Origin of the sequence: Microcoleus sp. B3-D2 (genome assembly GCF_036705345.1) — a bacterium.
In the GTDB taxonomy this organism is placed as follows: domain Bacteria; phylum Cyanobacteriota; class Cyanobacteriia; order Cyanobacteriales; family Microcoleaceae; genus Microcoleus.
In genome coordinates, this window is the sequence record NZ_JAUBUG010000095.1 from 1 (window position 1) to 21,948 (window position 21,948).

Here is a 21,948-nt window from a genome sequence, read left to right on the forward strand (position 1 = left end):
ATTGAGTAAGATTTCATTGGGACTATTATTTCTACATTAAATATTAGTGTACCTCATAAACCTGGGATACGCTGTAACACGAGCTACGAGTTGACAAGTTGCACTAATTTATGATTTAAAATTTCGGGTAGTCGCAGCGAAAGGTAGTGAAGCGATCGCAGGATTTGAGAATTGAACGCCAGATTTGCCCAAAAAATTCTTTCAAATACTACGGTGAGGTGCTTTGTGCTGCCGGCGTACCCTACGGGAGAGGCGGAAAAATTGAGGGTGGCGCGATCGCACTTTCTCGGACTCGGCAACCCCCAATTCCGCGCTTTTTACACGTTAGTTAATATCGAGTTCCCGCACTAAAAAGGCCCATTCATCTGCCAATTCTTCAATGATTTTCGCAGTGGGTTTGCCGGCACCGTGTCCCGCTTTAGTTTCAATGCGAATTAACACGGGTTTTTCACCCGCGTGGGTTTCTTGCAAGGCAGAAGCAAACTTGAAACTGTGGGCCGGAACTACTCGATCGTCGTGATCGGCAGTTGTAATCATTGTCGCCGGATAAGCCGTTCCCGGTTTGAGGTTGTGCAACGGAGAATAGCCGTGAATTGTGGAAAATTCTTCGGGGTTTTCCGGCGAACCGTATTCAGAAGTCCAGGCCCAACCAATGGTAAACTTGTGAAAGCGCAACATATCCATGACGCCGACTGCCGGCAGCGCTGCACCGAACAATTCCGGTCGCTGAGTCATGCAAGCCCCTACTAATAAACCGCCGTTGCTACCGCCTGCGATCGCCAATTTAGCCGGTTTGGTGTACTTGTTTTCGATCAACCATTCAGCGGCGCTGATAAAGTCGTCAAACACGTTCTGCTTATTCAACTTTGTGCCTGCTTGGTGCCAGGATTCGCCGTACTCGCCACCTCCCCGCAAACAGGCGATCGCATAAACTCCACCCATCTCCAGCCACACGACATTGCTAACAGAAAAACTCGGAGTTAGCGAGATGCCAAAACCACCGTAGCCGTAAAGGTAGGTGGGGTTATTGCCATCCAACTGCAAGCCTTTCTTGTGGGTAATAAACATGGGTACTTGCGTACCGTCTTTGCTCGGGTAAAATATTTGTTTTGTCTCGTAATCGTCGGGATTAAAATCGACCTTTGGCTGCCGATAAATCGTACTTTCATCTGTCACCATATTGTAGCGATAAATGGTGTTTGGTGCAGTAAAACTGGTGTAAGCATAAAAAGTTTCGGTGTCGTCCCGCTTGCCGCCGAATCCTCCCGCTGAACCGATTCCGGGCAAGGCAACATCTCGCACGAAAGAGCCGTCTAAAGTGAAAATTTTAATCTGAGTGTAGGCGTCTTTCAAGTAGGAAGCGACAAATTGATTGTTCAGGAGGCCTATGCCTTCGAGAGTTTCTGCTGCTTCGGGGATAATTTCTGTAAACCCCCCCTCCCTGGGCGACGGGGGGGTTTCATCACAAGCGAGGGATGAAGGAGGTGGGTTGTTGGTGTCGATCGCAATTACGCGGCCTAACGGTGCATTCAAGTTTGTTTGAAACCAGAAAATAGAGCCCTCATTGTCGATGAAACTGTACTCAGCCTCGAATTCGCTAATCAGTTCTACAACGGTTGATTCCGGTGCAGTTAAATCCTTGTAGAAAATCAAGTTTTTCGTTTCCGTTCCCTGCCAAACAGAGATAATCAAGTATTTGCCATCTTCGGTAACACCACCGCTAAATCCCCACTCTTTTTGGTCTGGTCGCTCGTAGATTAATATGTCTTCAGATTGCGGCGTGCCGATTTTGTGGTAAAACAGTTTTTGGTAATAGTTAACGTCTTCGTGCTTGCTTTTTTCGTTGGGTTCGTCGTAGCGACTATAAAAAAAGCCTTTGCCGTCGTGAGTCCAGGATGCTCCTGAGAATTTAATCCACTTTAAATGGTCGGATAAATCTTCGCAGGTTGCCACATCGCGGACTTTCCATTCCTGCCAGTCGGAACCGGAAGTTGACAAACCGTAGGCCATGAGTTTGCCGTCTTCGCTGATAGCTACGCCACCCAAAGCAACGGTTCCGTCTTCTGAGAGAGTGTTGGGGTCAATTAATACTTTGGGTTCGCCGTCGAGAGATGTCAAAGTGTAGAGTACGGATTGATTTTGCAGGCCGTCATTTTTGTAGTAGAAATAGCGAGATCCTTCTTTGAAAGGTATGCCGTATTTCTCGTAATCCCAAAGTTGAGTCAGGCGCTGTTTGATTTTTTCTCGCGCCGGAATTTCGTTGAGGTAGGCAAAAGTGACTGCGTTTTGGGCTTCCACCCAAGCTTGGGTTTCCTCAGAGTCGGGATTTTCCAGCCACCTGTAGGGGTCGGATACTTTGACGCCGTGGTAGTCGTCTGTTTGGTCGATTTTGCGGGTTGTGGGGTAGGTGAAAGGTCGATCGAATTGGGTCATGATTTTTTACTCTCGGTAACTTTGTCCAGTTTACCCTTTCGCGGCAGTTACGACAGGGAACAACGATACCCAACACCAAATACCAAATACCAAATACCCGACAGGTTGAAACCAGTCGCTAAACAGACAAAACCCGCAGACGCGGGTTTCATATCTTACAAATTCATCATTGTGAGCCTCCACGAAGCAATCCCAAAAGCTTAGGATATAACTATCGTCGCATCAATTGTAAACTCTTCCTCCTCTCTTCTCTTCCTTCGTGCCCTTCGCGTCTTCGCGGTTCGTTTCTCTTATTTTTCAATCACTAATCACCCGTTTTTAACTAATCCAACTCTCTCCTTCCTTCCAAAGCGCGAGCCAATGTAACCTCATCGGCATATTCCAAATCTCCCCCCATCGGCAAACCAAAAGCTATGCGCGTCACTAGGGTAAAAGGTTTTAATAAGTGACCGATATAAAGAGTAGTAGTTTCGCCTTCCACGCTGGGACTAATAGCAATAATTACTTCCTTAACCTTTTGCTGGCTGACGCGCCGGACTAAGGGTTGAATGTTCAATTGTTCCGGGCCAATTCCATCCATCGGCGAGATAACGCCGCCAACAACGTGATATTTACCCATATATTCCCGCGTTTTTTCTAAAGCGATTACGTCGCGGGATTCGGACACTACACAAATGGTATGAGTGTCGCGGTTGGTATTGCGGCAAATTTCGCAAACAGGGTCAGCAGATAAGTGAAAGCATACTTGACAGAAACCTACTTGCTGTTTGGCATCAATCAAAGATTTAGCTAGGGCTTGCACTTCTTCTTCCGGTCGCTTCAAAATATGTAAAGCGAGCCGCTGGGCTGTTTTTGGGCCGACTCCTGGCAAGCGCTGCAATTGTTCGATTAAACGAGCTAAAGGTCGAGTGTACATTAAAAATTGGCGGTAATTGGTAATATCATTTCTGGTTGATTCGCGAGCGTAGAATTTGCGCGATGTAGGGGCGGGTTTTACCAACCATCTATCTGTAAAACTAAGTATATCATAAACCCGCCCCGCCTATTCACTGATGAGTCTTGACTAATTTACCCTCCACTAATTTTAGCTTTGTAGCCTAACTTGGTGATAATTTCTAGCAGTTTTTGCTTGTGTTCGCCTTGAATTTCGATTTCATTTTCTTTGACTGTTCCGCCAGTACCGCATTGCGCTTTTAGCTGCTTTGTCAAAGCTGCTAATGTTTCGGGTTTTTCCTGGAATCCGCTGATGACTGTAACTGTTTTGCCGCCGCGTCCTTTTCGGGATGCTTCGATTTTGAGATTTTGTTGATTTGGGGGAATTTCTTGTATTCCTCGTTGGAGGGCCGCGGAGTTGTCAATATTGCCAAATTCGGAGTAAACAATTCGTTTTCCTGATTGGTTATTTGTACTGGAGTTTTTGGGTTTTGATGTACTCATAGTAGTTTGGTATTTGGGAGTTATGCCTGGTAGCGCATGGGCCCGGCAGTCCGGCAGGGAATGAATTCCCTGCCTCATAGCTAAAGTCCTCTTCAGAGGACTGTAGAATGTGTTTGAGAATGGTTGATTTAGGTGAGTTTTCAGGGAATATAATCTCTGAGATTTGCGGTTGGTTGTACATAGATTGTACTTGATATTAGCAGTCAGTTAAAACTGACTTTAGCTCTCTCGACAGGGAATTCATTCCCTGGCGGGCTATCAGGGCGATCGCACATTCCCCGGTTTCAATTGAATTATATCGTTTACCGTTGTTTCTGGAGGAGTGAACCGCTGAGGGCGTCCAGGAAGAGAAGAGGGAGATGGATAATTCTGTTGAAGCGCGGGTTTGAGATGGGTGGGGAATTTAATTTTAGTTGGTTAAGTGCGATCGGGCGCAAGCAAAGAACCCCGACTTCGCAGAAGTTGTCGGGGTTCTAATCAATTAGTTTCACCAGTAAGTGGGGATAAACCCGATACTTTTATAGAAACGTTGGCACTGATTGAAGCGTTTCTATATATCGAGGGAATAAAACCCGATTAGGAGCAAATAATGCCCGACCACTCTTGATGTCCTCGACCTGGTTGACACTGAAATTGCCGTCCGACCCAAATAATTCCCCATTTATTTTGGTTGCGTTTTAATTCAACGCGGTGTCGTAGTGCACGGGCTGAATCGTCAGCTAGACCTATTCGGGTGTATAAAACTACAGATGTTCCTTCTCTGGAATATGTAATTGAAATCTCTTCATAAATTCTTCCTTCTTCATCTTCCAACCCCCTAAACAATTGTGCCGCTACGGCTTTTGGATTAGTCGCTGTAATGCCTTCAGAAGAGATGAATTCTTGTACGTTAACCACCTGAAAATTAAAACGTGGATTGTTCGCTGCATTTACTTTAGCCCAAGTTTTATCGCCGACAATGCCGTCGGGAACCAGTTGTTGGGACTTTTGGAAATTGATGACAGCTTGCTTAGTTTTTGATCCAAAAATACCATCAATGATACCTGGATAAAAATTTAATTTTTTCAAACCTTCTTGTAGCTTGGTGACTTCGGTGCCTTGTGAGCCTTCTTGAAGCAGAATAGAAATAGAGTTCATGATTTTTCCTTACTTAGTTGTATGTTGTATTTCATGTTTGAGATAAACATGGACTTAACTTCACTACTGAATATATTCACTCCTGAATATACCCATTCCGTATAAACACGTATAAAGCATAAATTTTATTCAAATACTCAATTTTGGAGACCATCGAAAACGACCGAATCGACCTTTCAGCGATTTGCACACCCGATCGCCCACAGCCCCATCGACTCGATATAATGAAATCTGTCCCATTATCCCCACAAGTTTGTGACTGTCACCCCCCTGCATCTCACTTCCGAAACCAGCGCCCAACGCCCCGACTCCCTCGGCAGATTTGGCCAATTCGGCGGCAAATACGTCCCCGAAACCCTGATGCCGGCTTTATTTGAACTAGAAGCCGCTTTCCACAAATACAGCAGCGAACCGGAATTTCAACAGCAACTCCAACAATTGCTCAAAGATTATGTCGGCCGCCCCAGCCCTTTGTATTTCGCGGAACGCCTCACCGATCACTACGCTAAAGCAGACGGAACTGGCCCGCAAATTTACCTCAAACGCGAAGATTTAAACCACACGGGAGCTCACAAAATCAACAACGCTTTAGCTCAAGCATTGCTTGCAAAACGCATGGGCAAAAAGCGGGTAATTGCTGAAACTGGTGCCGGTCAACACGGCGTTGCTACTGCTACAGTTTGCGCTCGTTTTGGTATAGAATGCGTTGTCTACATGGGCGTTCACGACATGGAAAGACAGGCTTTAAATGTGTTTAGAATGCGCTTGATGGGAGCAGAAGTGCGACCGGTGGCGGCGGGTACGGGAACGCTGAAAGATGCGACTTCCGAAGCGATTCGCGACTGGGTGACAAATGTCGAAACAACTCATTACATTCTCGGTTCCGTAGCGGGCCCGCATCCTTACCCGATGATGGTGCGCGATTTCCATGCGATAATCGGTCAAGAAACCCGCGCTCAGTGTCAAGAAAAGTGGGGCGGTTTGCCGGATATTTTATTAGCTTGCGTCGGCGGCGGTTCTAATGCAATGGGTCTTTTCCACGAGTTTGTCGGGGAAGAAACTGTCAGATTGATCGGTATTGAAGCGGCGGGCGAAGGCGTGGAAACTGATAAACACGCTGCTACTTTGACTAAGGGAAGTGTGGGAGTTCTGCACGGGGCGATGAGTTATTTGCTTCAAGATAATGAAGGTCAAGTGATTGAGCCACATTCGATTAGTGCGGGTTTGGATTATCCGGGTGTGGGGCCGGAACACAGTTATTTGAAGGATGCCGGCAGAGCTGAATATTATAGCGTAACTGATGCAGAAGCGCTGGGAGCTTTTCAGCGGCTTTCGCAGTTGGAGGGGATTATTCCAGCTTTGGAAACTTCTCATGCGATCGCCTATTTAGAGACTCTCTGCCCGCAGCTAACAGGCAATCCCCGCATTGTGCTGAACTGTTCGGGACGCGGCGACAAAGACGTGAACACTGTGGCGAAGGTTCTGAATATCTAGGTTAGCGGAATGTGGGGCGATCGCTCTGTAGGAATTAGTAACAATTAATTGGTGTCAACTTAAGACTAAAATCCTTTGTCTCTCTCGTTTGTATCGAAGTCTATATCCCCCCTAGCCCCCCTTAATAAGGGGGGGACTGGAAGCGCTCTTTCGTCCCCCTTATTAAGGGAGATTTAGGGGGATCGAGAGGCTCATCGTCAGACGGTATACTCATACTACTTTTGGCATTAAGTTGGCACTAATGGTAACAATTAACTTTATTTCTCGTGTGATTTCATGTCCAAAGGTTTGATTTTGATGTGCTTGGGATTGTTGACAATCCTGCCTAAGTGTGACACCTTCCTTCCTACGCGATCGCTGCCACAAACTCCCATGAATACTAAGGTTGCTTCGAGTTCTATTACTAACTTAGAAAAAGCGGTTAACCAACAGATCAATCAATACCGAGCATCTAAAAAGTTGCCGCCGCTGAGTATCGATCCGCGAATCAGTCAGATAGCAAGAATTCACAGCGAAAATATGGCTAACGGTAAAGTCAGTTTCAGCCACGATGGATTTGAAGGGCGGGCGGAAGCAATTACGATTCCTTATAAAAGTGTAGCTGAAAATCTTGCTTACAATTTTGGCTACAACGAGCCGGTACGCAATGCTGTTGAGGGTTGGATTAAAAGTGACGGCCACCGCAAAAATATGGAAGGTCAGTTTAATGTGACCGGTATTGGGGTTGCAAAAAATGCCAAAGGCGAGTATTATTTTACTCAGCTTTTTGTTCGCAGTTGGTAATTTGAAGGAAGAAGGAAGAAGGAAGAGGGAAGAAGGCACTCAACAGTCAACAGTCAACAGTCAACAGTCAACAGTTACCCATAATGGAATTTGCAGATTTTCAAGTGTGCGATGGTGATATTCCCGATTCTCTCTTATCTTATTATTTGACTGCGCCGGCGATCGCGGTTGATACGGAAACAATGGGCTTGCTACCGTGGCGCGATCGCTTGTGTTTGGTTCAGTTGTGCGATCCGCAAGGTATAGTTGCGGCGGTGCGGATTGCCAAAGGCCAGACAGCAGCCCCGAATTTAAAGAAGTTAATGGAATCCGAAAATATTGAGAAGGTATTTCACTTTGCGCGCTTCGATCTGGCAACAATGCGTTACAATTTAAGTATTGACATTGCACCTGTTTTCTGCACAAAAATAGCGAGCAAACTTGCGAGAACTTACACCAACAAACACGGACTTAAAGATTTAATCCAAGAATTGGAAAAAGTAGAACTCAACAAAACTTCTCAAAGTTCTGACTGGGGAAATTCCGAGCATCTTTCAGACGACCAACTCAGCTACGCTGCTAACGATGTCCGCTATTTGCTGAGCGCTAAACAAAAGTTGACTGCTATGTTGCAGCGAGAAGAACGCTGGGAAATTGCACAGCAATGTTTTCAGTGTTTGCCAGTTTTTGTGAGTTTGGATTTATTGCAGTACAAGGATGTTTTCGATCACGGCTAATACCATTTTAGATTTTAAATTTTAGATTGGGAATGACTGATGACTACCAGGGTTTAGAACACGGGCCTACAATTGTATTCTTTTTTGGAACTGGTATAATATTCTGTCACCTCGCAGAACTGCCATCAAATTGGTTTGTAGTGAAGACTTGAGTTATCATAAAACTCGCTTGGACTTTAGTCCTCACTACAAACGTAATTATTATTATTTGACCGGACTTGATGTGAGTTAAAAAAAATTCAAAACAGTCATCTATGGCTGATTAAGGCTGATCGGGATTGTGTCCGTGCAGCAAAGCTTCAATTTGGTCGTCAACATTTCTAATCACCTGTTCCAAAGCGGGCAACCCCTCTAAATGCCCAGGAGAAAGCCGAGTTCGATCGCGAATTTGATTCACTTTCCGCTGCAATTCTTCGGCCAGCCGCAGTGCGTCCCGACTCAAAGTAGACAACTGCTGCTGCTGGTAAAACCTCAAAGCTGCCCCCCGCAAAACTTGCAGGGTGGCTTCTTCCTTGCCGCCCACCGTCATTACCCGCAAGCGCAACAGCAAATGAGTGTTTTGATATACGCGCTCAACTTCGACTTGTTTGGGATGTTCCACCGGGGAAACAGGCATATCTGTCAGTCGCTTCAACTCGTCGATTACCTCTTGGAAAAGGACGATATCGATACCTTCGAGCATCGATTTCAAAACGCCATCTTGACTCCAAAGAATGCGACCGTGGGACTGGTGCCGCTCAAAAAAGAGGCGGCCGATACCCTCTCGCAGCACTCTACCGAGCAATTCTTGCAGCAGTTGAGGCGCGGGCAAAGTTGCCAAAACTTCCACTCGGCTTGACAAGTGCAAAGCCTCGACATTCAAAACCGATAGCTGTGTCGGTGTCGGGGGAACCTCAGCGGCAGCAGGTTTAAACCGCTCAGGCTCGGGCATCGAGGGTTCTGGCACAGACAGCAGCGTTTCTGCATTGGGGCCTGGAGTTGCTGATGCGGGATTTTTGGGTGTTGGGGCTGCGGCGGTTGTCTGGCTGGGTTCTCGAAGCTGGCTCCCGTGCAGCAAGTAAGCTGAGAGCATCGAGCGCTGAGTTTCCGAGGCAATTTGCTCTGTTGTGACTGAGCAATTCATGTAAGCTAAAATCCGCTGCACGTAGTCCAAGGCGGAGTCATCTTGGGCATCGACTACGCCCAATTTAAACTGATTACCTTCTAGAGATAAAGGCAAAACTTGATAGTAAAGGCAAGCTTCAAAGGGGACAACTGTATCGATTAGGTGAAATATTCGATCGGAGTCCATTGTAGCTGCCGAGTCTGTTGAAGATGTATGTACCATTAGCTGCTTTGTAGTTGGAAGCGCGATCGAGCGCGACGCACCAACCTGATGCGATAAAATTAAACGCTGCAACTTCCCTGACGGAGGAATTGGCTTAACAACCGGAAGCTTTTATAAAATAAAAATCCTTAGTCCCAGAATTTTCTTCCTTCTGGATTGCAGCCTCAAATTCTACCAAAAGATTTAGAACTAGATGATGACTAGCGCAGTCTAGACCCACTATCACCGATCGCCCGAGATTGATGCCCGTGGCTGGCAACAATAGAATTATGTCTTTAATGCACAAGTATTAGAGATGCACCACAACGGATGATTTACGGGCAAGCGCTGAATTTGGGATTGGTTAAAAAATCCTGAAAAGTCGATCGTGCTGCTAGTATCTTACCTCAGATAGTTGACTGCGATCGTCTCGGAGCGCGATCGTCACGGCAGGGCTACAAAATCCCGATCGATCTAACCTGATTTGATACAAGGGGCATCGCGCGGTTTTCCACAGCGAAACTCGCAGCACTCTGCGGCTGTTGGGGAATTGATTTGTAGCGCGGATTCTGAAAAATGCTACCGCCAATTAACAATTAGCAATTGCCCGCCACCCATTACCAATCTACTCGTTGCGGAGGGATTGAGCTGCTAAATAGAGTTTGCTCCACTCGCCGATGACTTGATTTGTTTTCAACTTTAATTCAGAGGCGATCGTCTCTACACTTTTCCCTGCTTTCAGCGATTCTACCAACTGCCGCTGCACCGGTGTGAGGTCTTGTAAATATTGCTGCCACTGAGCGGGAGTCAAGCCCAAACTGTGTTCTTGGAGCGAAGTTTCCAGCCAGTTGGCGACTAATTCCGGTGCTTGTTTGACCGCAAAAACCCGAATCGCGTGGTAACTGACTTTTTCTCGCAAGCGGTAAATTTGCTTGATCGGAACCTTCAAATCCTCGGCAATTGCCTCTTGGGAACGACCTTGCAGGTAAAGCTGCAGCCACCGGGAAGCCAGCGGATCGACTTCAGCGGCTAAGTAATTCTCAAATTCTTGTTGGACAATCTGCCGCTGAGTTTGCTGCTCTTCCCAAGCTTGATTTTCTCGATACTCGGACATTGCCTGTTCGTCAAGCAGGCTGAGCGGTTCGTCTGTATCGTCGGGTAGAACCTGTTCCGACACCAGCCGCACCCAGTCTCCCGCAGGCACTTGCGTCAACCCGCCCCGCTGGGCACGCCGCAAGTAGTTGACAAAACGGTACACCAGCAGCGGCTGGTTGCGGATCGGCCGCAAGCAGTATTCTTCTGTGCTCGCTAGTAGCAAAGCATTTCGCAGGCGTCTGTCTGAGGTGCATTCGGCAATCCAGGCGACTTGCTGCTGCAGGTAGCGATCGGAATTGAGCATTTCCTGGATCACTTCTTGCAGTACCTCCACCGCACTCCGCTGTCTGTCGCGACTCAGGGAAACCCACGCTTGGATTTTTTGCCGGAGCACAACCAAGCCGCCGAGCCGCCCGATCAAGTTGCGGTAAGCTTTTTCTGGCGGTACTCCCAGATAGCGAGAAAGCAAAATTCGATATAAAAAGTCGATCGCCCCAGAGGCGACAGACAATTGAGTTGGGCTAAGAGTGTCAAATCTTTCGGGCTTGTCTCCCAACAGCCAGCGGACAACACTCTCGCGGGTGCTAGAATTTTCGTCCGGGCAATCTTTTTCCAGTCGAGACTTCCAATCTTGTCCTAGTCTTTCCGCCAAGGTCATCGGAAAATTGGGTGTGAAACCCCGTCCTTTTAGGACGGCTTTACATTAATTTGAATCCCCTTCCGGGGTGGAGGGGTATGGTTGCCCCTCCGTCGGGATATGGTTGTCCCGTTCTCCTTTCGGAGTAAAGTTAGCACGCGCCTTTGTTTAGTGAGCTTGTTAGGCTGAAAGCACTATCGAGCGTGACATACCAGATTGTTTAACTCTCAGCGACACAGCAGGGGACTAGCTACGCATCCGCCCGGTGTCGTGACTCAAAAAACGTAGTCCGCGAAGGACTTAGGCCCGTCAGGATGGCTTTCTAGATTTCTCTTTCAAGCCTTATGCCTTTAGGCTAAGGTTCCTGACGGGCTGTCGAGAATATTGTCTTTCACCCCCGATTTTACGTGGTATCCTGGATTTTTGAGTATTTTTCAGATATACGATCGCGCGATCGGATAAATTACCTTAAATTACCCTAAACAAAATTCCATTACGGTGCGATATGCCTAACTTTTTATTAGAACTCGGTACAGAAGAATTGCCCGCATCTTTTGTCGCAAGCAGCGCCCAGCAGTGGCAGCGACTTGTACCTGCAACGCTGGCAGAAGAATCCTTGACAAATGACTCAATTAATGTATACGCTACTCCGAGGCGTTTGGCCGTTCTCGTGAAAGGGCTGCCAGTTCAGCAATTAGATAGAGAAGAAGAGGTAAAAGGGCCACCCGCGAGTTCGGCTTTTAAAGATGGCAAACCGACGAAAGCAGCCGAAGGTTTTGCGAAAAAGCAGGGCGTCGAAATTGATGCTTTGGAAGTTCGCGCTACCGATAAAGGCGATTTTGTGTTTGTACTCAAAAAGATTCCGGGGCGGATGACAGCGGATATTTTGACAGAACTTGTGCCGCAGTGGATTAATAAGTTAGAAGGCAAAAGATTTATGCGGTGGGCCGACGGAGATTTGAAGTTTCCGCGCCCGATTCGATGGATGGTGGCTTTGTTGGATGATACTGTACTGCCAATTACATTGGTGAGCGGTTCGGATACGGTCAAGAGCGATCGAATTTCCCAAGGACACCGGGTGTTATACACCGCCCCTACACCCCCGGGGGGGGTCTCGATTCCGCAAGCCGAGGATTATGCCGAGTGTCTGCGGGCTGCTTGCGTGGAGGTCGATCGAACCCAGCGCAAAAATCAAATTAAAGCACAAGTAGAAGCCGCAGCAACAAAACAAGGCGGTTACGCCGACATTACCGAAGATTTGTTAGAAGAAGTCACCGACTTAGTAGAATGGCCCAACGCAGTTGTCGGGAAATTTGACGACGAATTTTTGATATTGCCACCGGAAGTAATTACTACAATTATTGTCACAAACCAGCGGTATTTTCCAATTCTCAAAAGCCCGGATTATCCCGAACTTCTGCCCTATTTCATTACCATTTCCAACGGCGATCCCGCTAAAGCCGCGATTATTGCCGCCGGTAACGAGCGAGTAGTGCGGGCGAGATTGGCAGACGGTCAGTTTTTCTACAAAGCAGACTTGGTAAAGCCTCTAGAGGATTATTTGCCCAAGTTGGCAACAGTTACTTTCCAGGAAGATTTGGGGACAGTGCGCGCAAAAGTCGATCGCCTGTGCAAGATTGCCAGCCTCATCGCCACTCAACTGCAAATCACAGACGAAGAACAAGCTTACATAGCAAGAGCAGCATTGCTTTGCAAAGCCGACCTCGTAACCCAAATGGTTTACGAACTTCCCGAAATGCAAGGAATCATGGGGCAGAAATACGCCTTAGCAAGTGGCGAATCGGAAGAAGTAGCCACAGCGATTTTTGAACATTATTTGCCCAAAGGTGCGGGCGACAATTTGCCCCAAACTCTGACTGGTCAAGTTGTCGGAATAGCCGACAAATTAGATACTTTAGTCAGCATCTTCGGCTTGGGAATGTTGCCGACTGGTTCATCCGATCCCTTCGCTTTGCGCCGCGCCGCTAATGCAATAACTAACATTATTTGGGCGGCTCAGTTGCCAATTAATTTGCACCAGTTGCTCGCAGAAGTTGTTGCCGAATTTACCGCAGCGCGCCCGGAAACACCGACGGAGTTGCTGGAGCAGTTATACGAGTTTTTCTTGCAAAGAATTCGGACTTTGTTGCAAGAAGAAAAAAATGTAGATTACGATTTGGTAAATGCAGTTTTGGGAGAAAACGACCCAGAATATACTGAACGAGCATTGAGAGATTTGTTGGACGCACTGGAAAGAGCGCTTTTTCTGCAACAAATCCGCAATAACCAGACTTTGGATCTAATTTACGAAACAGTCAACCGTTCAACTCGTTTGGCGGCTCAAGGTGATTTGGATAAAGTAGAATTGGAACCGAAAACGGCTGTGAAACCAGATTTATTTCAAAAGTCGTCTGAACAAGCTTTTTACGATGCAGTGGTGCAGTTAGTGCCGCAAACGCTGCTATCCAAACAAACTCGGAATTACCAGCAGTTAGTAGATAGTTTGACTGAAATTGCTCCGACTGTCAGCAACTTTTTCGACGGGTCAGAAAGCGTGTTGGTGATGGACCCCGACCCCGAAATTAAGCAGAATCGGTTGAATTTACTGGGTTTGCTGCGGAATCACGCCCGGGTGTTGGCTGACTTTGGGGCGATCGTGAAAAGTTAGAATTGACAAGATTTGAGTCCGCCGGGGGTTGAAAACCTCTGCTTCAGTCCGCCGGGGGTTTCAACCCCCGTCTCAAAGCGAAAGTCCTCTTAAGAGGACTGAAACTCACACATACTAGACTTTTCAGTCAGTTAAAACTCACATCTTGCACCGTCAAGAACAGGCAAGATGCCTGTTCCAAAAGAGATGAATTTCATTGTGGAACAGGCATCTTGCCTGTTGCTGACAATGGTGCCATATCTCAGTTTTAACTGACTTTAGCTGTTAGACAGGGGTTTTCAACCCCTGGCGGGCCTTGAGAAACAACGGGCGGGCCTGTAGGCAAACCAACTTGAGAAACTTACTACTTAAAACTCTCGATCAAAATAACATTAAAGCTTACCAATAAAACGAGTAAATCTATTATAATTTTTGCGGAACCGCGCGAGTCTCAGCAGAGTTCGATCGCTCTCTTAAAAAATAAGCAAAATGGCCAATAGTCAACAACCAATTCAAGGTTAAGATATAAACTTATAAAACCAGGGAAGTTCGCTCCATCACACACACAGCTTATGCCGATAGCTCATATCATTGGACTAGGAAAATCAGGAATTGCTGCCGCCAGACTGCTAAAACGCGAAGGATGGGAAGTAACGCTGAGCGATCGCTCATCTTCCCCCAATTTGCTTGAACAGCAACAGGAATTCGCTAACGAAGGAATTCATGTGGAGTTAGGTAAATCTTTTGAACCAGTCGAATCTATAGAATTAATAGTAGTAAGTCCGGGGGTTCCCTGGGACAGTCCAGCATTAGTGCGCGCCAGAGAGTTAGGCATTGAAACAATCGGAGAAATGGCTCTCGCGTGGCGTTACCTCAAATCTCCTTGGGTGGGAATTACCGGCACGAACGGCAAAACTACTACTACTGCTTTAATTGCTGCTATTTTTGCAGAGGCCGGGCTTTACGCTCCCGCTTGCGGCAATATTGGCTATGCTGCGTGTGAATTAGCTTTAGCCGAAAAACAGCCGGATTGGGTAATCGCAGAAATCAGCAGCTATCAGATAGAATCCTCGCCGTTTGTTGCGCCGCGAATCGGAGTTTTGACAACTTTGACGCCGGATCACCTCAGCCGCCACAAAACTTTGGAAAATTACTACAACATTAAAGCGCATTTGCTGAAAAAGTCTGAATTGCAAGTAATCAACGGCGACGATCCTTATTTGCGGCAGCAAGGAATTGACGTTTGGCCGGATGCGTGTTGGACAAGTGTCAAAGGTGAAAAAGAACTGTTGGGCGCTCGCACTTTTGGAGCGTACATCGAAAACGGTTGGGTAATAGCTCAAAACGAGAAAATTCTGCCTGCTGATTCTTTGCGGATGGTGGGAGAACACAATTTGCAGAATTTGTTAATGGCGGTAGCGGCGGCTAATTTGGCGGGGATAGATAAAAGTGCGATCGCCGGGGCGATCGCTAAATTCCCCGGAGTTTCGCACCGCCTCGAACACATCTGCACTTGGGAAGGCATAGATTTCATCAACGACAGCAAAGCTACTAATTATGACGCCGCCCAAGTCGGGTTGGCTTCTGTGAGCGCACCGGCGATTTTAATTGCCGGCGGCGACGCCAAAGAAGGGGACGATCGCGCTTGGATTGATACAATCAAGGCGAAAGCTGCTGCGGTGCTGCTAATTGGGGATGCAGCGAGTCTTTTTGCCTCGCGGCTCGAACAAGCAAATTACAACGCTTGGGAAATTGTCGAAACAATGGAACGAGCAATCCCGCGATCGGCAGAACTAGCCCAACAAAATCATGCTAAAGTAGTGCTGCTTTCCCCAGCCTGTGCTAGCTTCGATCAATACCAAAACTTCGAGCAACGGGGCGATCATTTCCGCCAATTATGCCTCGAATCGCTAGTTTAGATATGTTATTGTTCGCTGTGTACAAATTCAGATTGTTCTACACAGCGAACACTAACAAAATTAAATCTGCGTTCATCTGCGTCTATCGGCTTACATCTGCGGTTAAAAATTAAAACCTCTGATTTCCGCCAATCTACTTTAACTAACAGTCTTCCAAACAGTCTTAATCCTATCCTGTTGTTCCCATTCTAGCGCCTGAAAAACTAGCATCATTTCCTCATGAGTGTAATCAATAATGATCGCAGCCAATTGAGCGGCAGTTTCCGCTTCCAGCATGGCTAGTTTCAATTTGGTCATTTCTTCTTTATCCATCTACACTAAAACTTAGATTTTTACCTCACTTTTATTTTAATTTGACTTACAAATATTGGTTAATTTTGCCTTAAAATCAGCAATATTAGCAGCATTTAGTGTGTCAAAATTGCGCGAGGATATTTTAAATTCTTGGTTGCAAAGCTGAGAGAGCAATTTTTCATCAATCTCCAGAATCTTGCCTTCGGAAGTGACATTTCTTTGCAACAAAATTGCGATTTCTCTTTCCAGTTGGCGATAGCCTTGCTGAAAGAAATCTTGAGAGTTAGAACGAAACAAACCGGTATTGACTTGCTGAATTTGGCTAGGTGTCAGCGATTGAGCCGAGACAGCAGCCGGAAATGCAAAAGATGCAGCTAGCCACCAGCTATAAATTATCTGTTTGAGAATGCTGTTCATCACTGTCGGGAGGATTTTTTACCTCAATTGGTTTTTCGTTTTCTGACTCGCTTGCTAATTCATCTTCTCGTTCAAGTTTTTCTTGCCACTCGACAAGCTGCTGAAAAAGTTTCGGCTTAATTTCAAATACGGGTTTGTTGGTTTCTGACATCTTGACTCCTAAAATTTATTACATTTAACTGGTTCCGTTGCTCTCTCTGCCTGGGAACCTCTGCCTACAGCCTCAGCCTCGTTTTTTCAGCAGGAAAATTGGAGGCTGAGCCTCCCTATCTGCGTTTCCAGGGAGAGCCTGGAAACGAGTAGAAAAAAAACAATTATGTCGATCGGAAGCTAGGCTCAAACCTTCAGCAGCGACATAATTATGCCTGTTAAGGAACCACCAAGCAAAGCTAAAGTAGCTAAGGTACTAATGCCAAATCCTGCCGCTCTTTTTTCGGCAGCTTGATAGTAACCCCAAGCAAACAAAATGCGTCCAACTATCCAAACTGCGCCGATACCCGCCCCCCAAATTGGGCTGATAAATTGCGAGAACAGCCACAGCGAGGGCAAAAATAGAATCATTTGCTCTAAGGTATTTTGCTGAACTCGCACCACTCGCTCAAAGTCTGGGTTTCCTGTCATCTGCGGGGGAGAAACTTTGTGTTTAAATCTAGCTCTACCGACGTTGATGGTAACAACGAAGTAGAGAATTAATGCTGAAACAGTAATTAGACTAGGCAAAAGTGTCGCGTTTGCTTCTGCGAGCATGATTCGGTATTATTGGGGTGAAGTAGATATCTTGATTATAAATCAATTATTGCCGATCGGGTTATTCATCGCCATCCCGTCGTTCAAGGCAGAGGATTTGATTCAACTGCTGGGTATTAGTGGCGCGGCAATTGCTTTCGGATTCCGGGACATCCTCGAAAACTTGCTGGCTGGGATTTTGATTGTTTTGATTGCACCTGCATACGGATAGAAGCCCCCGAGTCTTGTCGTGAGCAGCCCCAAATTTTAGACTTGTGTTCAAGCTCCCAGATTCATCAATGGAGTCAATCTAAAATCTCAAATCAGTGGAGTAAATTAAAAATCTAAAATCTAAAATCTAAAATCTAAAATCGTTTGACGGATACAAGCCCCTGACTTAAGGAGATTATTTTGCTCAACAATATTCGAGACCGTCTTAAATATTTCACCAGGAGCAGGATCGATCCACAGCATTTAAAGAAAATACGAGTTGACTTGTTGGAAGAATCAACCCTAGATATTGACTATCTTGTCTTAATTCTCGGCTCCTGTATAATCGCTACCTTTGGGCTGCTTAGCAACAGTGCGGCCGTCATCATCGGTGCTATGATCATCGCCCCTCTGATGTTACCAATCCGAGGGTTAGCATTTGGAGCGGTAGAAGGTAACATTCTCCTCTTTCGCAAAGGTTTAATTGCATTAGCAGTCGGGACGGTGCTAGCAATTTTTCTAGCTTGTTTTTTGGGAGCTTTGGTACAACTTCCCGACTTTGGGAGCGAAGTTCTAGCTCGTTCTAAACCTACATTACTAGACTTAGGAATTGCGATCGCCGCTGGGGGAATCAGCGGCTATGCGAAAGTTCAGCCCAAAGTTTCTGCTACTCTGGCGGGAACTGCGATCGCCGTGGCTCTCATGCCGCCAATTTGTGTTATAGGTTTAGGCTTATCTCAAGCTAATTGGTCCCTCAGTTTGGGAGCAAGCCTCCTGTATCTTACTAATTTGCTGGGGATTACTCTTTCCTGTATGCTAACCTCCTTAATGGCCGGCTACACGCCCCTGCATCGCGCCGGTAAAGCCCTCTTGTGGGCGCTAGCATTGACGGCTATACTTGTGATTCCTCTGGGCGTGAGTTTTGCGGAATTGATCGAGCAAGCGCAACTCGAAGCCAGTCTAAAGCGGGCGTTGCTTAACCGAACTATCACTTTTCAACGGGTGGAAATGATTAAAAGCGATACTAACTGGTTGGCGAAACCGCCGGAAGTTCGTCTGAGTGTTCGCAGCAGCGAAGCTTTGACACCTAAACAGGTGCAGCTTTTAGAAGCATTTGTCGAAAAAGAAATGGGTCAACAATTTACCCTAATTTTTCAAGTCAGTCAAGTTGAAGAAGTGCGGCGCTCAACGCCGGATAAGTCGCGATCGAAACCGAAACCTTAGCTATTTTAGCCCTAATTGTATGACTCCAGAAACTCTAATTCACGAAGTGACGATCGAGGGCAATCTGAAGCAATTTCTGTTAGTGCTATTAGTTTCCTTAAGTGTGGCGGTTCTGCCGCAAATATGGGGCTGGTTGCGCCAAATTCCCTACACGCTGCTTTTAGTAATTGTCGGGTTGGGTTTGGCTTTTATAGATGTGCGATTGGTGTCGCTCTCGCCCGAACTGATTCTGTTGATTTTTTTGCCGCCTCTTTTGTTTGAAGCTGCTTGGAATCTGGAATGGTCTAAACTCAAGCGGGATTTAGTGCCGATCGCCCTTTATGCGGTTTTGGGTGTGGTTATTTCTGTTGCTGGCGTGGCTTTTGCTCTCAACCAAATAGCTGGAGTTTCTTTAGCAATCGCCCTATTGGTAGGAGCTAGTATATCTGCTACAGATCCTGTTTCAGTCATTGCATTGTTCCGGGAATTGGGAGTTGAAAAACGCCTAGCTTTGCTGGTGGAGGGAGAGAGTTTATTTAATGATGGCATTGCTGTTGTTGCCTTTAGTTTTTTGGTGGGATTCTCTTTAGGGACGGAGGAAGTTGGCATCCCATTTCTGGTGGGGCGTTTCTTAGCTTTTGTGGGAATTGGGATTACTGTCGGGAGTGCGATCGGTTTTGGGATCTCCTATCTCACCCAACGGTTTGATTTACCTTTGGTGGAGCAATCGTTAACCTTAGTTTCCGCCTACGGCACTTATATAGTTGTGGAGGATTTAGGCGGTTCTGGGGTGATTGGTGTGGTGGTGATGGGCTTGATATTTGGCAATTTCGGCTCTCAGATAGGTATGCAGCCCAGTACCAGACTGGCGGTAACACAATTTTGGGATTTTTTGGCGTTTTTTGTAAATTCCATCATGTTCCTGCTGATTGGCGATCGAATTAGTTTTGCTGGTTTGCAAGCGAATTTAGGAGTCATTGGCATAACTGTGGCGGCGATGTTTGTGACGCGAGCGATCGCTATTTTTGGTTTAGGATGGTTGAGCAATAGGTTGGCAAAATCTGAAATTTCATTAGCCGATAGAACTGTGATTTGGTGGGGAGGATTGCGGGGTTCTGTATCGATTGCTTTAGCTTTGAGCGTGCCGGATGTTTTCCCCGATCGGGAAAAAATTTTTGCGATCGTGTTTGGCGTAGTTTTATTTACGCTGCTAGTACAAGGTTTAACCACCAAGGCGCTACTGGAAAAATTGGGGTTGTTGAGCAACCAGGAGTTGCGCCAGGAGTATCTGCAGGCGATCGCCCAACGTGTTGCTCTCAACCGGGTTCTCAAGTATCTATCGGATGTATCGGGCGATCGTAAAATCGAGCCTGAGTTTTCCAATCATCTCGTGAGTCAGCTTCAAGAAAAATTAAACTTGCTGCAAGCAGAAATCAACCAAATGTACGATCGATCTCCTGAACTGCGGCAGATGACTATCGACAAACTCGAAGGGGATTTGCAGGCAATAGAGGCTGATACTTATGCTGAATTTGTGCGAGCGGGTCAATTGAATGAGATGCCTATTTCTGTGTTGCAGCAATGTTTTCAAGCTCGGAATGAGAAAATTGTTTCTTAATAGGATGTTTGTAGGGATAATCCACGTGATTGTCCCATTTATGACCTGCTCTCTCTGGGATGGCATCACTAATTCAGCCGGATTAGTGCGCTTGTGCATATCGGGTTTCATCAAGTTTCTGCCAGAAATACCGAGTCTTTTACTAATGCGGTTAGTATTTGGTGTCGGGCTTTGGCGCTTGGGAATGTTCCGCGCACTCGCAGCGAATTCGTTGGCATGATTAACCGAAATAATTTCTAATTAAAACGAGTACGGGTTTTGGGCTTTCGACTGAAAGCATTGTTGGCAATCAAAAACAGCCCGAATTGTTGAGGGGCGGACATGGTATAATTCCTGATATTGTACAGTGCGTCAGCCTACAATAATTTGAATATGAGCTAGATCATAGAAAGATTTGGGAAAATTTGGCATACTGAGAGTAAGGTTAAATAGGAGGTCAATTTAATGACCAATACTGCTCTCAATTTTAAGACTGCACCCGGACATGAAGTTCTGGCCGCGGCGGGTAAGAGAATGCTGAGGCCGGGGGGGAAACTTGCTACGGAACAGTTATTTGAATGGGCGGATTTTCAACCGAGCGAGACAGTTTTGGAGTTGGCTGCTAGTTTTGGATATAGTTCGATCGCCCTTGCTAAACGTTTTGGTGTAAAAGTAGTGGGAGTTGAGAAAAATCCCGAGAGTGTGGCCCGCGCTCGTGCTAATGTTGCAGCAGCGGGTTTGAGCGATCGAGTAGAAATTGTGGAAGGAGATATTTTTCACTTGGAGCGGATTTCCCAACAGTTTGATTGGGTTTTGGCTGAAGCTATCCTGACAATGCAGTCGCCGTCAGGGAAAGCTAAAATTGTATCGGGAATTTGCGATCGTTTAAAACCAGGTGGCAAGTTTCTCTCTCACGAACTTTTAGCTAGAAACCGAGAATCTGAAATTCACAAAGCTTTATCAGAAGTGACTCGGGCTAATTCAACGCCTTTGTCTGAGTCTGGCTGGATTGCTGTTTGCCAAAACGCGGGTTTGCAAGTAGAAAAGTGTCAAACCGGGGCGATGGGACTCCTCAACTTACCGCGAATGCTGCAAGATGAAGGGTTTGTGGGTACGGTGCGGATTTTGTGGAATATATTAAGTCGATCGCAAATTCGCGATCGTATCTTAGCAATGCGTCGAGTTTTCCAGCATTACCAACAGGATCTAGGCTACATCGTTATCTCGACCAAAAAACAATCTTAACCGACTCAATCGATTTTCGATTTTCGATTTTCGAGGGAAGAAAGTGAAGCCACTGATAAATTCGGGGCTTGTGACCAAATTAATTAATTGTCAAAAACTATGACTACTACTCTTTTACCGCTACAATCTTCAGCTATCCAACTCCGAGACGCAATTGAATATCCCGCCGCCGGAGTGTCGAGCAAAGTTTTAATCAAAGACAATAATTGTCAGTACAATTTACTTTGTCTGGCTGCTGGTAGCGAGGTTTCCGAGCACTCTTCGCCGCGCAATGCCACAGTTAATGTCATCGAAGGAAAGGGGATTTTGACTCTAGAAGGCAAAGATATTGTCTTGGAACCGGGGGTGTTTGTTTTTCTGCCCGCCCGCGCCCTCCACGCTTTGAAAGCTGAACAAAATTTGGCATTTATCTTGACACTTTCCGAGCCTCATTAATGCCATCATTATTCGGTAGGCGCGGGTTTTACCCACCATAATTGCCGAAAATCAATAATCTGATAAACCCGCCCCGCCCCGATTCACGGGTTGTGGGGGGCTGGTTTATATAGATAGTGAGTGGCAGTCAAATATTGTTTGTGAAACCCGCCCCTTGTATCTTAAAAGAGTGAGCTAGCCGATCGCCACGTCATTGATTCGATCATACCGACAATCA

22 protein-coding genes are annotated in these 21,948 nt (G+C 46.4%); 11 read left to right on the forward strand and 11 right to left on the reverse strand.

The features are described 5' to 3' along the window. Positions 1-83: 83 nt before the first annotated feature. From QUB14_RS25555 to QUB14_RS25575, 5 genes are all read right to left on the reverse strand, one after another. Positions 84-299 (reverse strand): hypothetical protein, encoded by a 216-nt coding sequence (locus QUB14_RS25555; RefSeq protein ID WP_333220546.1) that lies wholly within the window; start codon positions 297-299, stop codon positions 84-86. A gap of 25 nt (positions 300-324) precedes the next feature. Continuing rightward, complete coding sequence (locus QUB14_RS25560) at positions 325-2,433, reverse strand: prolyl oligopeptidase family serine peptidase (RefSeq protein ID WP_333220544.1); 2,109 nt, start codon at positions 2,431-2,433, stop codon at positions 325-327. A 322-nt stretch (positions 2,434-2,755) separates the two neighbouring features. Next, on the reverse strand, positions 2,756-3,349 hold the full coding sequence (recR, locus tag QUB14_RS25565) for a recombination mediator RecR (protein ID WP_333036394.1): 594 nt from the start codon (positions 3,347-3,349) through the stop codon (positions 2,756-2,758). A 152-nt stretch (positions 3,350-3,501) separates the two neighbouring features. Next, entirely contained in the window at positions 3,502-3,870 is a 369-nt protein-coding gene (locus QUB14_RS25570) for a translation initiation factor (RefSeq protein WP_333220543.1), read from the reverse strand. Positions 3,871-4,446: 576 nt separating this feature from the next. Continuing rightward, positions 4,447-5,007, reverse strand: coding sequence for a peptidoglycan-binding domain-containing protein (locus tag QUB14_RS25575; RefSeq protein ID WP_333220541.1), 561 nt, complete (start codon positions 5,005-5,007; stop codon positions 4,447-4,449). A 255-nt stretch (positions 5,008-5,262) separates the two neighbouring features. On the opposite strand from QUB14_RS25575, the gene trpB reads away from it, so the two are divergent. The 3 genes from trpB to QUB14_RS25590 all read left to right on the forward strand — a co-directional run bounded on the left by trpB (position 5,263) and on the right by QUB14_RS25590 (position 8,000). Beyond that, positions 5,263-6,501, forward strand: a complete 1,239-nt coding sequence (trpB, locus tag QUB14_RS25580; RefSeq protein WP_333220539.1) for a tryptophan synthase subunit beta — start codon at positions 5,263-5,265, stop codon at positions 6,499-6,501. A 276-nt stretch (positions 6,502-6,777) separates the two neighbouring features. Beyond that, a complete protein-coding gene (locus tag QUB14_RS25585) occupies positions 6,778-7,284 on the forward strand; it encodes a CAP domain-containing protein (protein WP_333220537.1) in 507 nt (168 codons plus the stop codon). Positions 7,285-7,367: 83 nt separating this feature from the next. Further along, the gene (locus QUB14_RS25590) at positions 7,368-8,000 is read left to right on the forward strand and encodes a ribonuclease D (protein WP_333220535.1); all 633 of its coding nucleotides are present in this window, start codon (positions 7,368-7,370) and stop codon (positions 7,998-8,000) included. A 262-nt stretch (positions 8,001-8,262) separates the two neighbouring features. Here the strand turns inward: QUB14_RS25590 and QUB14_RS25595 are convergent, their stop codons facing one another. Both QUB14_RS25595 and QUB14_RS25600 read right to left on the reverse strand, forming a co-directional pair. Beyond that, positions 8,263-9,327: a GspE/PulE/PilB domain-containing protein gene (locus tag QUB14_RS25595; RefSeq protein ID WP_333220533.1), complete on the reverse strand. Its 1,065-nt coding sequence runs from the start codon at positions 9,325-9,327 to the stop codon at positions 8,263-8,265. 604 nt (positions 9,328-9,931) lie between these two features. Further along, positions 9,932-11,059, reverse strand: a complete 1,128-nt coding sequence (locus QUB14_RS25600; protein ID WP_333220531.1) for a HetZ-related protein 2 — start codon at positions 11,057-11,059, stop codon at positions 9,932-9,934. Positions 11,060-11,543: 484 nt separating this feature from the next. Between QUB14_RS25600 and glyS the strand changes: the two genes are divergently transcribed. Both glyS and murD read left to right on the forward strand, forming a co-directional pair. Next, positions 11,544-13,706: a glycine--tRNA ligase subunit beta gene (glyS, locus tag QUB14_RS25605; RefSeq protein ID WP_333220529.1), complete on the forward strand. Its 2,163-nt coding sequence runs from the start codon at positions 11,544-11,546 to the stop codon at positions 13,704-13,706. Between the two features lie 551 nt (positions 13,707-14,257). Further along, entirely contained in the window at positions 14,258-15,604 is a 1,347-nt protein-coding gene (gene murD, locus QUB14_RS25610) for a UDP-N-acetylmuramoyl-L-alanine--D-glutamate ligase (RefSeq protein WP_333220527.1), read from the forward strand. 138 nt (positions 15,605-15,742) lie between these two features. Here murD and QUB14_RS25615 read toward each other — a convergent pair whose 3' ends face one another. The 4 genes from QUB14_RS25615 to QUB14_RS25630 all read right to left on the reverse strand — a co-directional run bounded on the left by QUB14_RS25615 (position 15,743) and on the right by QUB14_RS25630 (position 17,062). Then, complete coding sequence (locus QUB14_RS25615; protein WP_242720304.1) at positions 15,743-15,901, reverse strand: hypothetical protein; 159 nt, start codon at positions 15,899-15,901, stop codon at positions 15,743-15,745. Positions 15,902-15,952: 51 nt separating this feature from the next. Then, positions 15,953-16,315, reverse strand: a complete 363-nt coding sequence (locus tag QUB14_RS25620) for a hypothetical protein (protein WP_333220548.1) — start codon at positions 16,313-16,315, stop codon at positions 15,953-15,955. Next, positions 16,284-16,466: a hypothetical protein gene (locus tag QUB14_RS25625; RefSeq protein ID WP_333220524.1), complete on the reverse strand. Its 183-nt coding sequence runs from the start codon at positions 16,464-16,466 to the stop codon at positions 16,284-16,286. The genes QUB14_RS25620 and QUB14_RS25625 overlap by 32 nt, the downstream gene beginning before the upstream one ends. 185 nt (positions 16,467-16,651) lie before the next feature. After that, the gene (locus QUB14_RS25630) at positions 16,652-17,062 is read right to left on the reverse strand and encodes an MAPEG family protein (RefSeq protein WP_333220522.1); all 411 of its coding nucleotides are present in this window, start codon (positions 17,060-17,062) and stop codon (positions 16,652-16,654) included. A 31-nt stretch (positions 17,063-17,093) separates the two neighbouring features. Between QUB14_RS25630 and QUB14_RS25635 the strand changes: the two genes are divergently transcribed. The 6 genes from QUB14_RS25635 to QUB14_RS25660 all read left to right on the forward strand — a co-directional run bounded on the left by QUB14_RS25635 (position 17,094) and on the right by QUB14_RS25660 (position 21,731). After that, on the forward strand, positions 17,094-17,273 hold the full coding sequence (locus QUB14_RS25635; RefSeq protein ID WP_333220520.1) for a hypothetical protein: 180 nt from the start codon (positions 17,094-17,096) through the stop codon (positions 17,271-17,273). Positions 17,274-17,539: 266 nt separating this feature from the next. Further along, the gene (locus QUB14_RS25640) at positions 17,540-18,475 is read left to right on the forward strand and encodes a DUF389 domain-containing protein (protein WP_333220518.1); all 936 of its coding nucleotides are present in this window, start codon (positions 17,540-17,542) and stop codon (positions 18,473-18,475) included. Between the two features lie 19 nt (positions 18,476-18,494). Then, the gene (locus QUB14_RS25645; protein ID WP_333220516.1) at positions 18,495-20,072 is read left to right on the forward strand and encodes a sodium:proton antiporter; all 1,578 of its coding nucleotides are present in this window, start codon (positions 18,495-18,497) and stop codon (positions 20,070-20,072) included. A gap of 40 nt (positions 20,073-20,112) precedes the next feature. Next, positions 20,113-20,292 (forward strand): hypothetical protein, encoded by a 180-nt coding sequence (locus tag QUB14_RS25650; protein ID WP_333220514.1) that lies wholly within the window; start codon positions 20,113-20,115, stop codon positions 20,290-20,292. 224 nt (positions 20,293-20,516) lie between these two features. Next, positions 20,517-21,296, forward strand: a complete 780-nt coding sequence (locus tag QUB14_RS25655) for a class I SAM-dependent methyltransferase (protein ID WP_333220512.1) — start codon at positions 20,517-20,519, stop codon at positions 21,294-21,296. A gap of 99 nt (positions 21,297-21,395) precedes the next feature. Further along, positions 21,396-21,731: a cupin domain-containing protein gene (locus QUB14_RS25660; RefSeq protein WP_333220510.1), complete on the forward strand. Its 336-nt coding sequence runs from the start codon at positions 21,396-21,398 to the stop codon at positions 21,729-21,731. Positions 21,732-21,948: the final 217 nt, after the last annotated feature.

Excerpts from the sequence above, each read along its gene's own strand:
- glyS (WP_333220529.1), top strand. The coding sequence starts at position 11,544 with ATGCCTAACTTTTTATTAGAACTCGGTACAGAAGAATTGCCCGCATCT.
- QUB14_RS25650 (WP_333220514.1), top strand. The coding sequence starts at position 20,113 with ATGACCTGCTCTCTCTGGGATGGCATCACTAATTCAGCCGGATTAGTG.
- QUB14_RS25645 (WP_333220516.1), top strand. The coding sequence starts at position 18,495 with ATGACTCCAGAAACTCTAATTCACGAAGTGACGATCGAGGGCAATCTG.
- recR (WP_333036394.1), bottom strand. The coding sequence starts at position 3,349 with ATGTACACTCGACCTTTAGCTCGTTTAATCGAACAATTGCAGCGCTTG.
- QUB14_RS25570 (WP_333220543.1), bottom strand. The coding sequence starts at position 3,870 with ATGAGTACATCAAAACCCAAAAACTCCAGTACAAATAACCAATCAGGA.
- murD (WP_333220527.1), top strand. The coding sequence starts at position 14,258 with ATGCCGATAGCTCATATCATTGGACTAGGAAAATCAGGAATTGCTGCC.
- QUB14_RS25595 (WP_333220533.1), bottom strand. The coding sequence starts at position 9,327 with ATGGTACATACATCTTCAACAGACTCGGCAGCTACAATGGACTCCGAT.
- QUB14_RS25660 (WP_333220510.1), top strand. The coding sequence starts at position 21,396 with ATGACTACTACTCTTTTACCGCTACAATCTTCAGCTATCCAACTCCGA.
- QUB14_RS25560 (WP_333220544.1), bottom strand. The coding sequence starts at position 2,433 with ATGACCCAATTCGATCGACCTTTCACCTACCCCACAACCCGCAAAATC.
- QUB14_RS25615 (WP_242720304.1), bottom strand. The coding sequence starts at position 15,901 with ATGACCAAATTGAAACTAGCCATGCTGGAAGCGGAAACTGCCGCTCAA.
- QUB14_RS25585 (WP_333220537.1), top strand. The coding sequence starts at position 6,778 with ATGTCCAAAGGTTTGATTTTGATGTGCTTGGGATTGTTGACAATCCTG.
- QUB14_RS25575 (WP_333220541.1), bottom strand. The coding sequence starts at position 5,007 with ATGAACTCTATTTCTATTCTGCTTCAAGAAGGCTCACAAGGCACCGAA.
- QUB14_RS25655 (WP_333220512.1), top strand. The coding sequence starts at position 20,517 with ATGACCAATACTGCTCTCAATTTTAAGACTGCACCCGGACATGAAGTT.
- QUB14_RS25620 (WP_333220548.1), bottom strand. The coding sequence starts at position 16,315 with ATGAACAGCATTCTCAAACAGATAATTTATAGCTGGTGGCTAGCTGCA.
- QUB14_RS25625 (WP_333220524.1), bottom strand. The coding sequence starts at position 16,466 with ATGTCAGAAACCAACAAACCCGTATTTGAAATTAAGCCGAAACTTTTT.
- QUB14_RS25600 (WP_333220531.1), bottom strand. The coding sequence starts at position 11,059 with ATGACCTTGGCGGAAAGACTAGGACAAGATTGGAAGTCTCGACTGGAA.
- QUB14_RS25630 (WP_333220522.1), bottom strand. The coding sequence starts at position 17,062 with ATGCTCGCAGAAGCAAACGCGACACTTTTGCCTAGTCTAATTACTGTT.
- QUB14_RS25590 (WP_333220535.1), top strand. The coding sequence starts at position 7,368 with ATGGAATTTGCAGATTTTCAAGTGTGCGATGGTGATATTCCCGATTCT.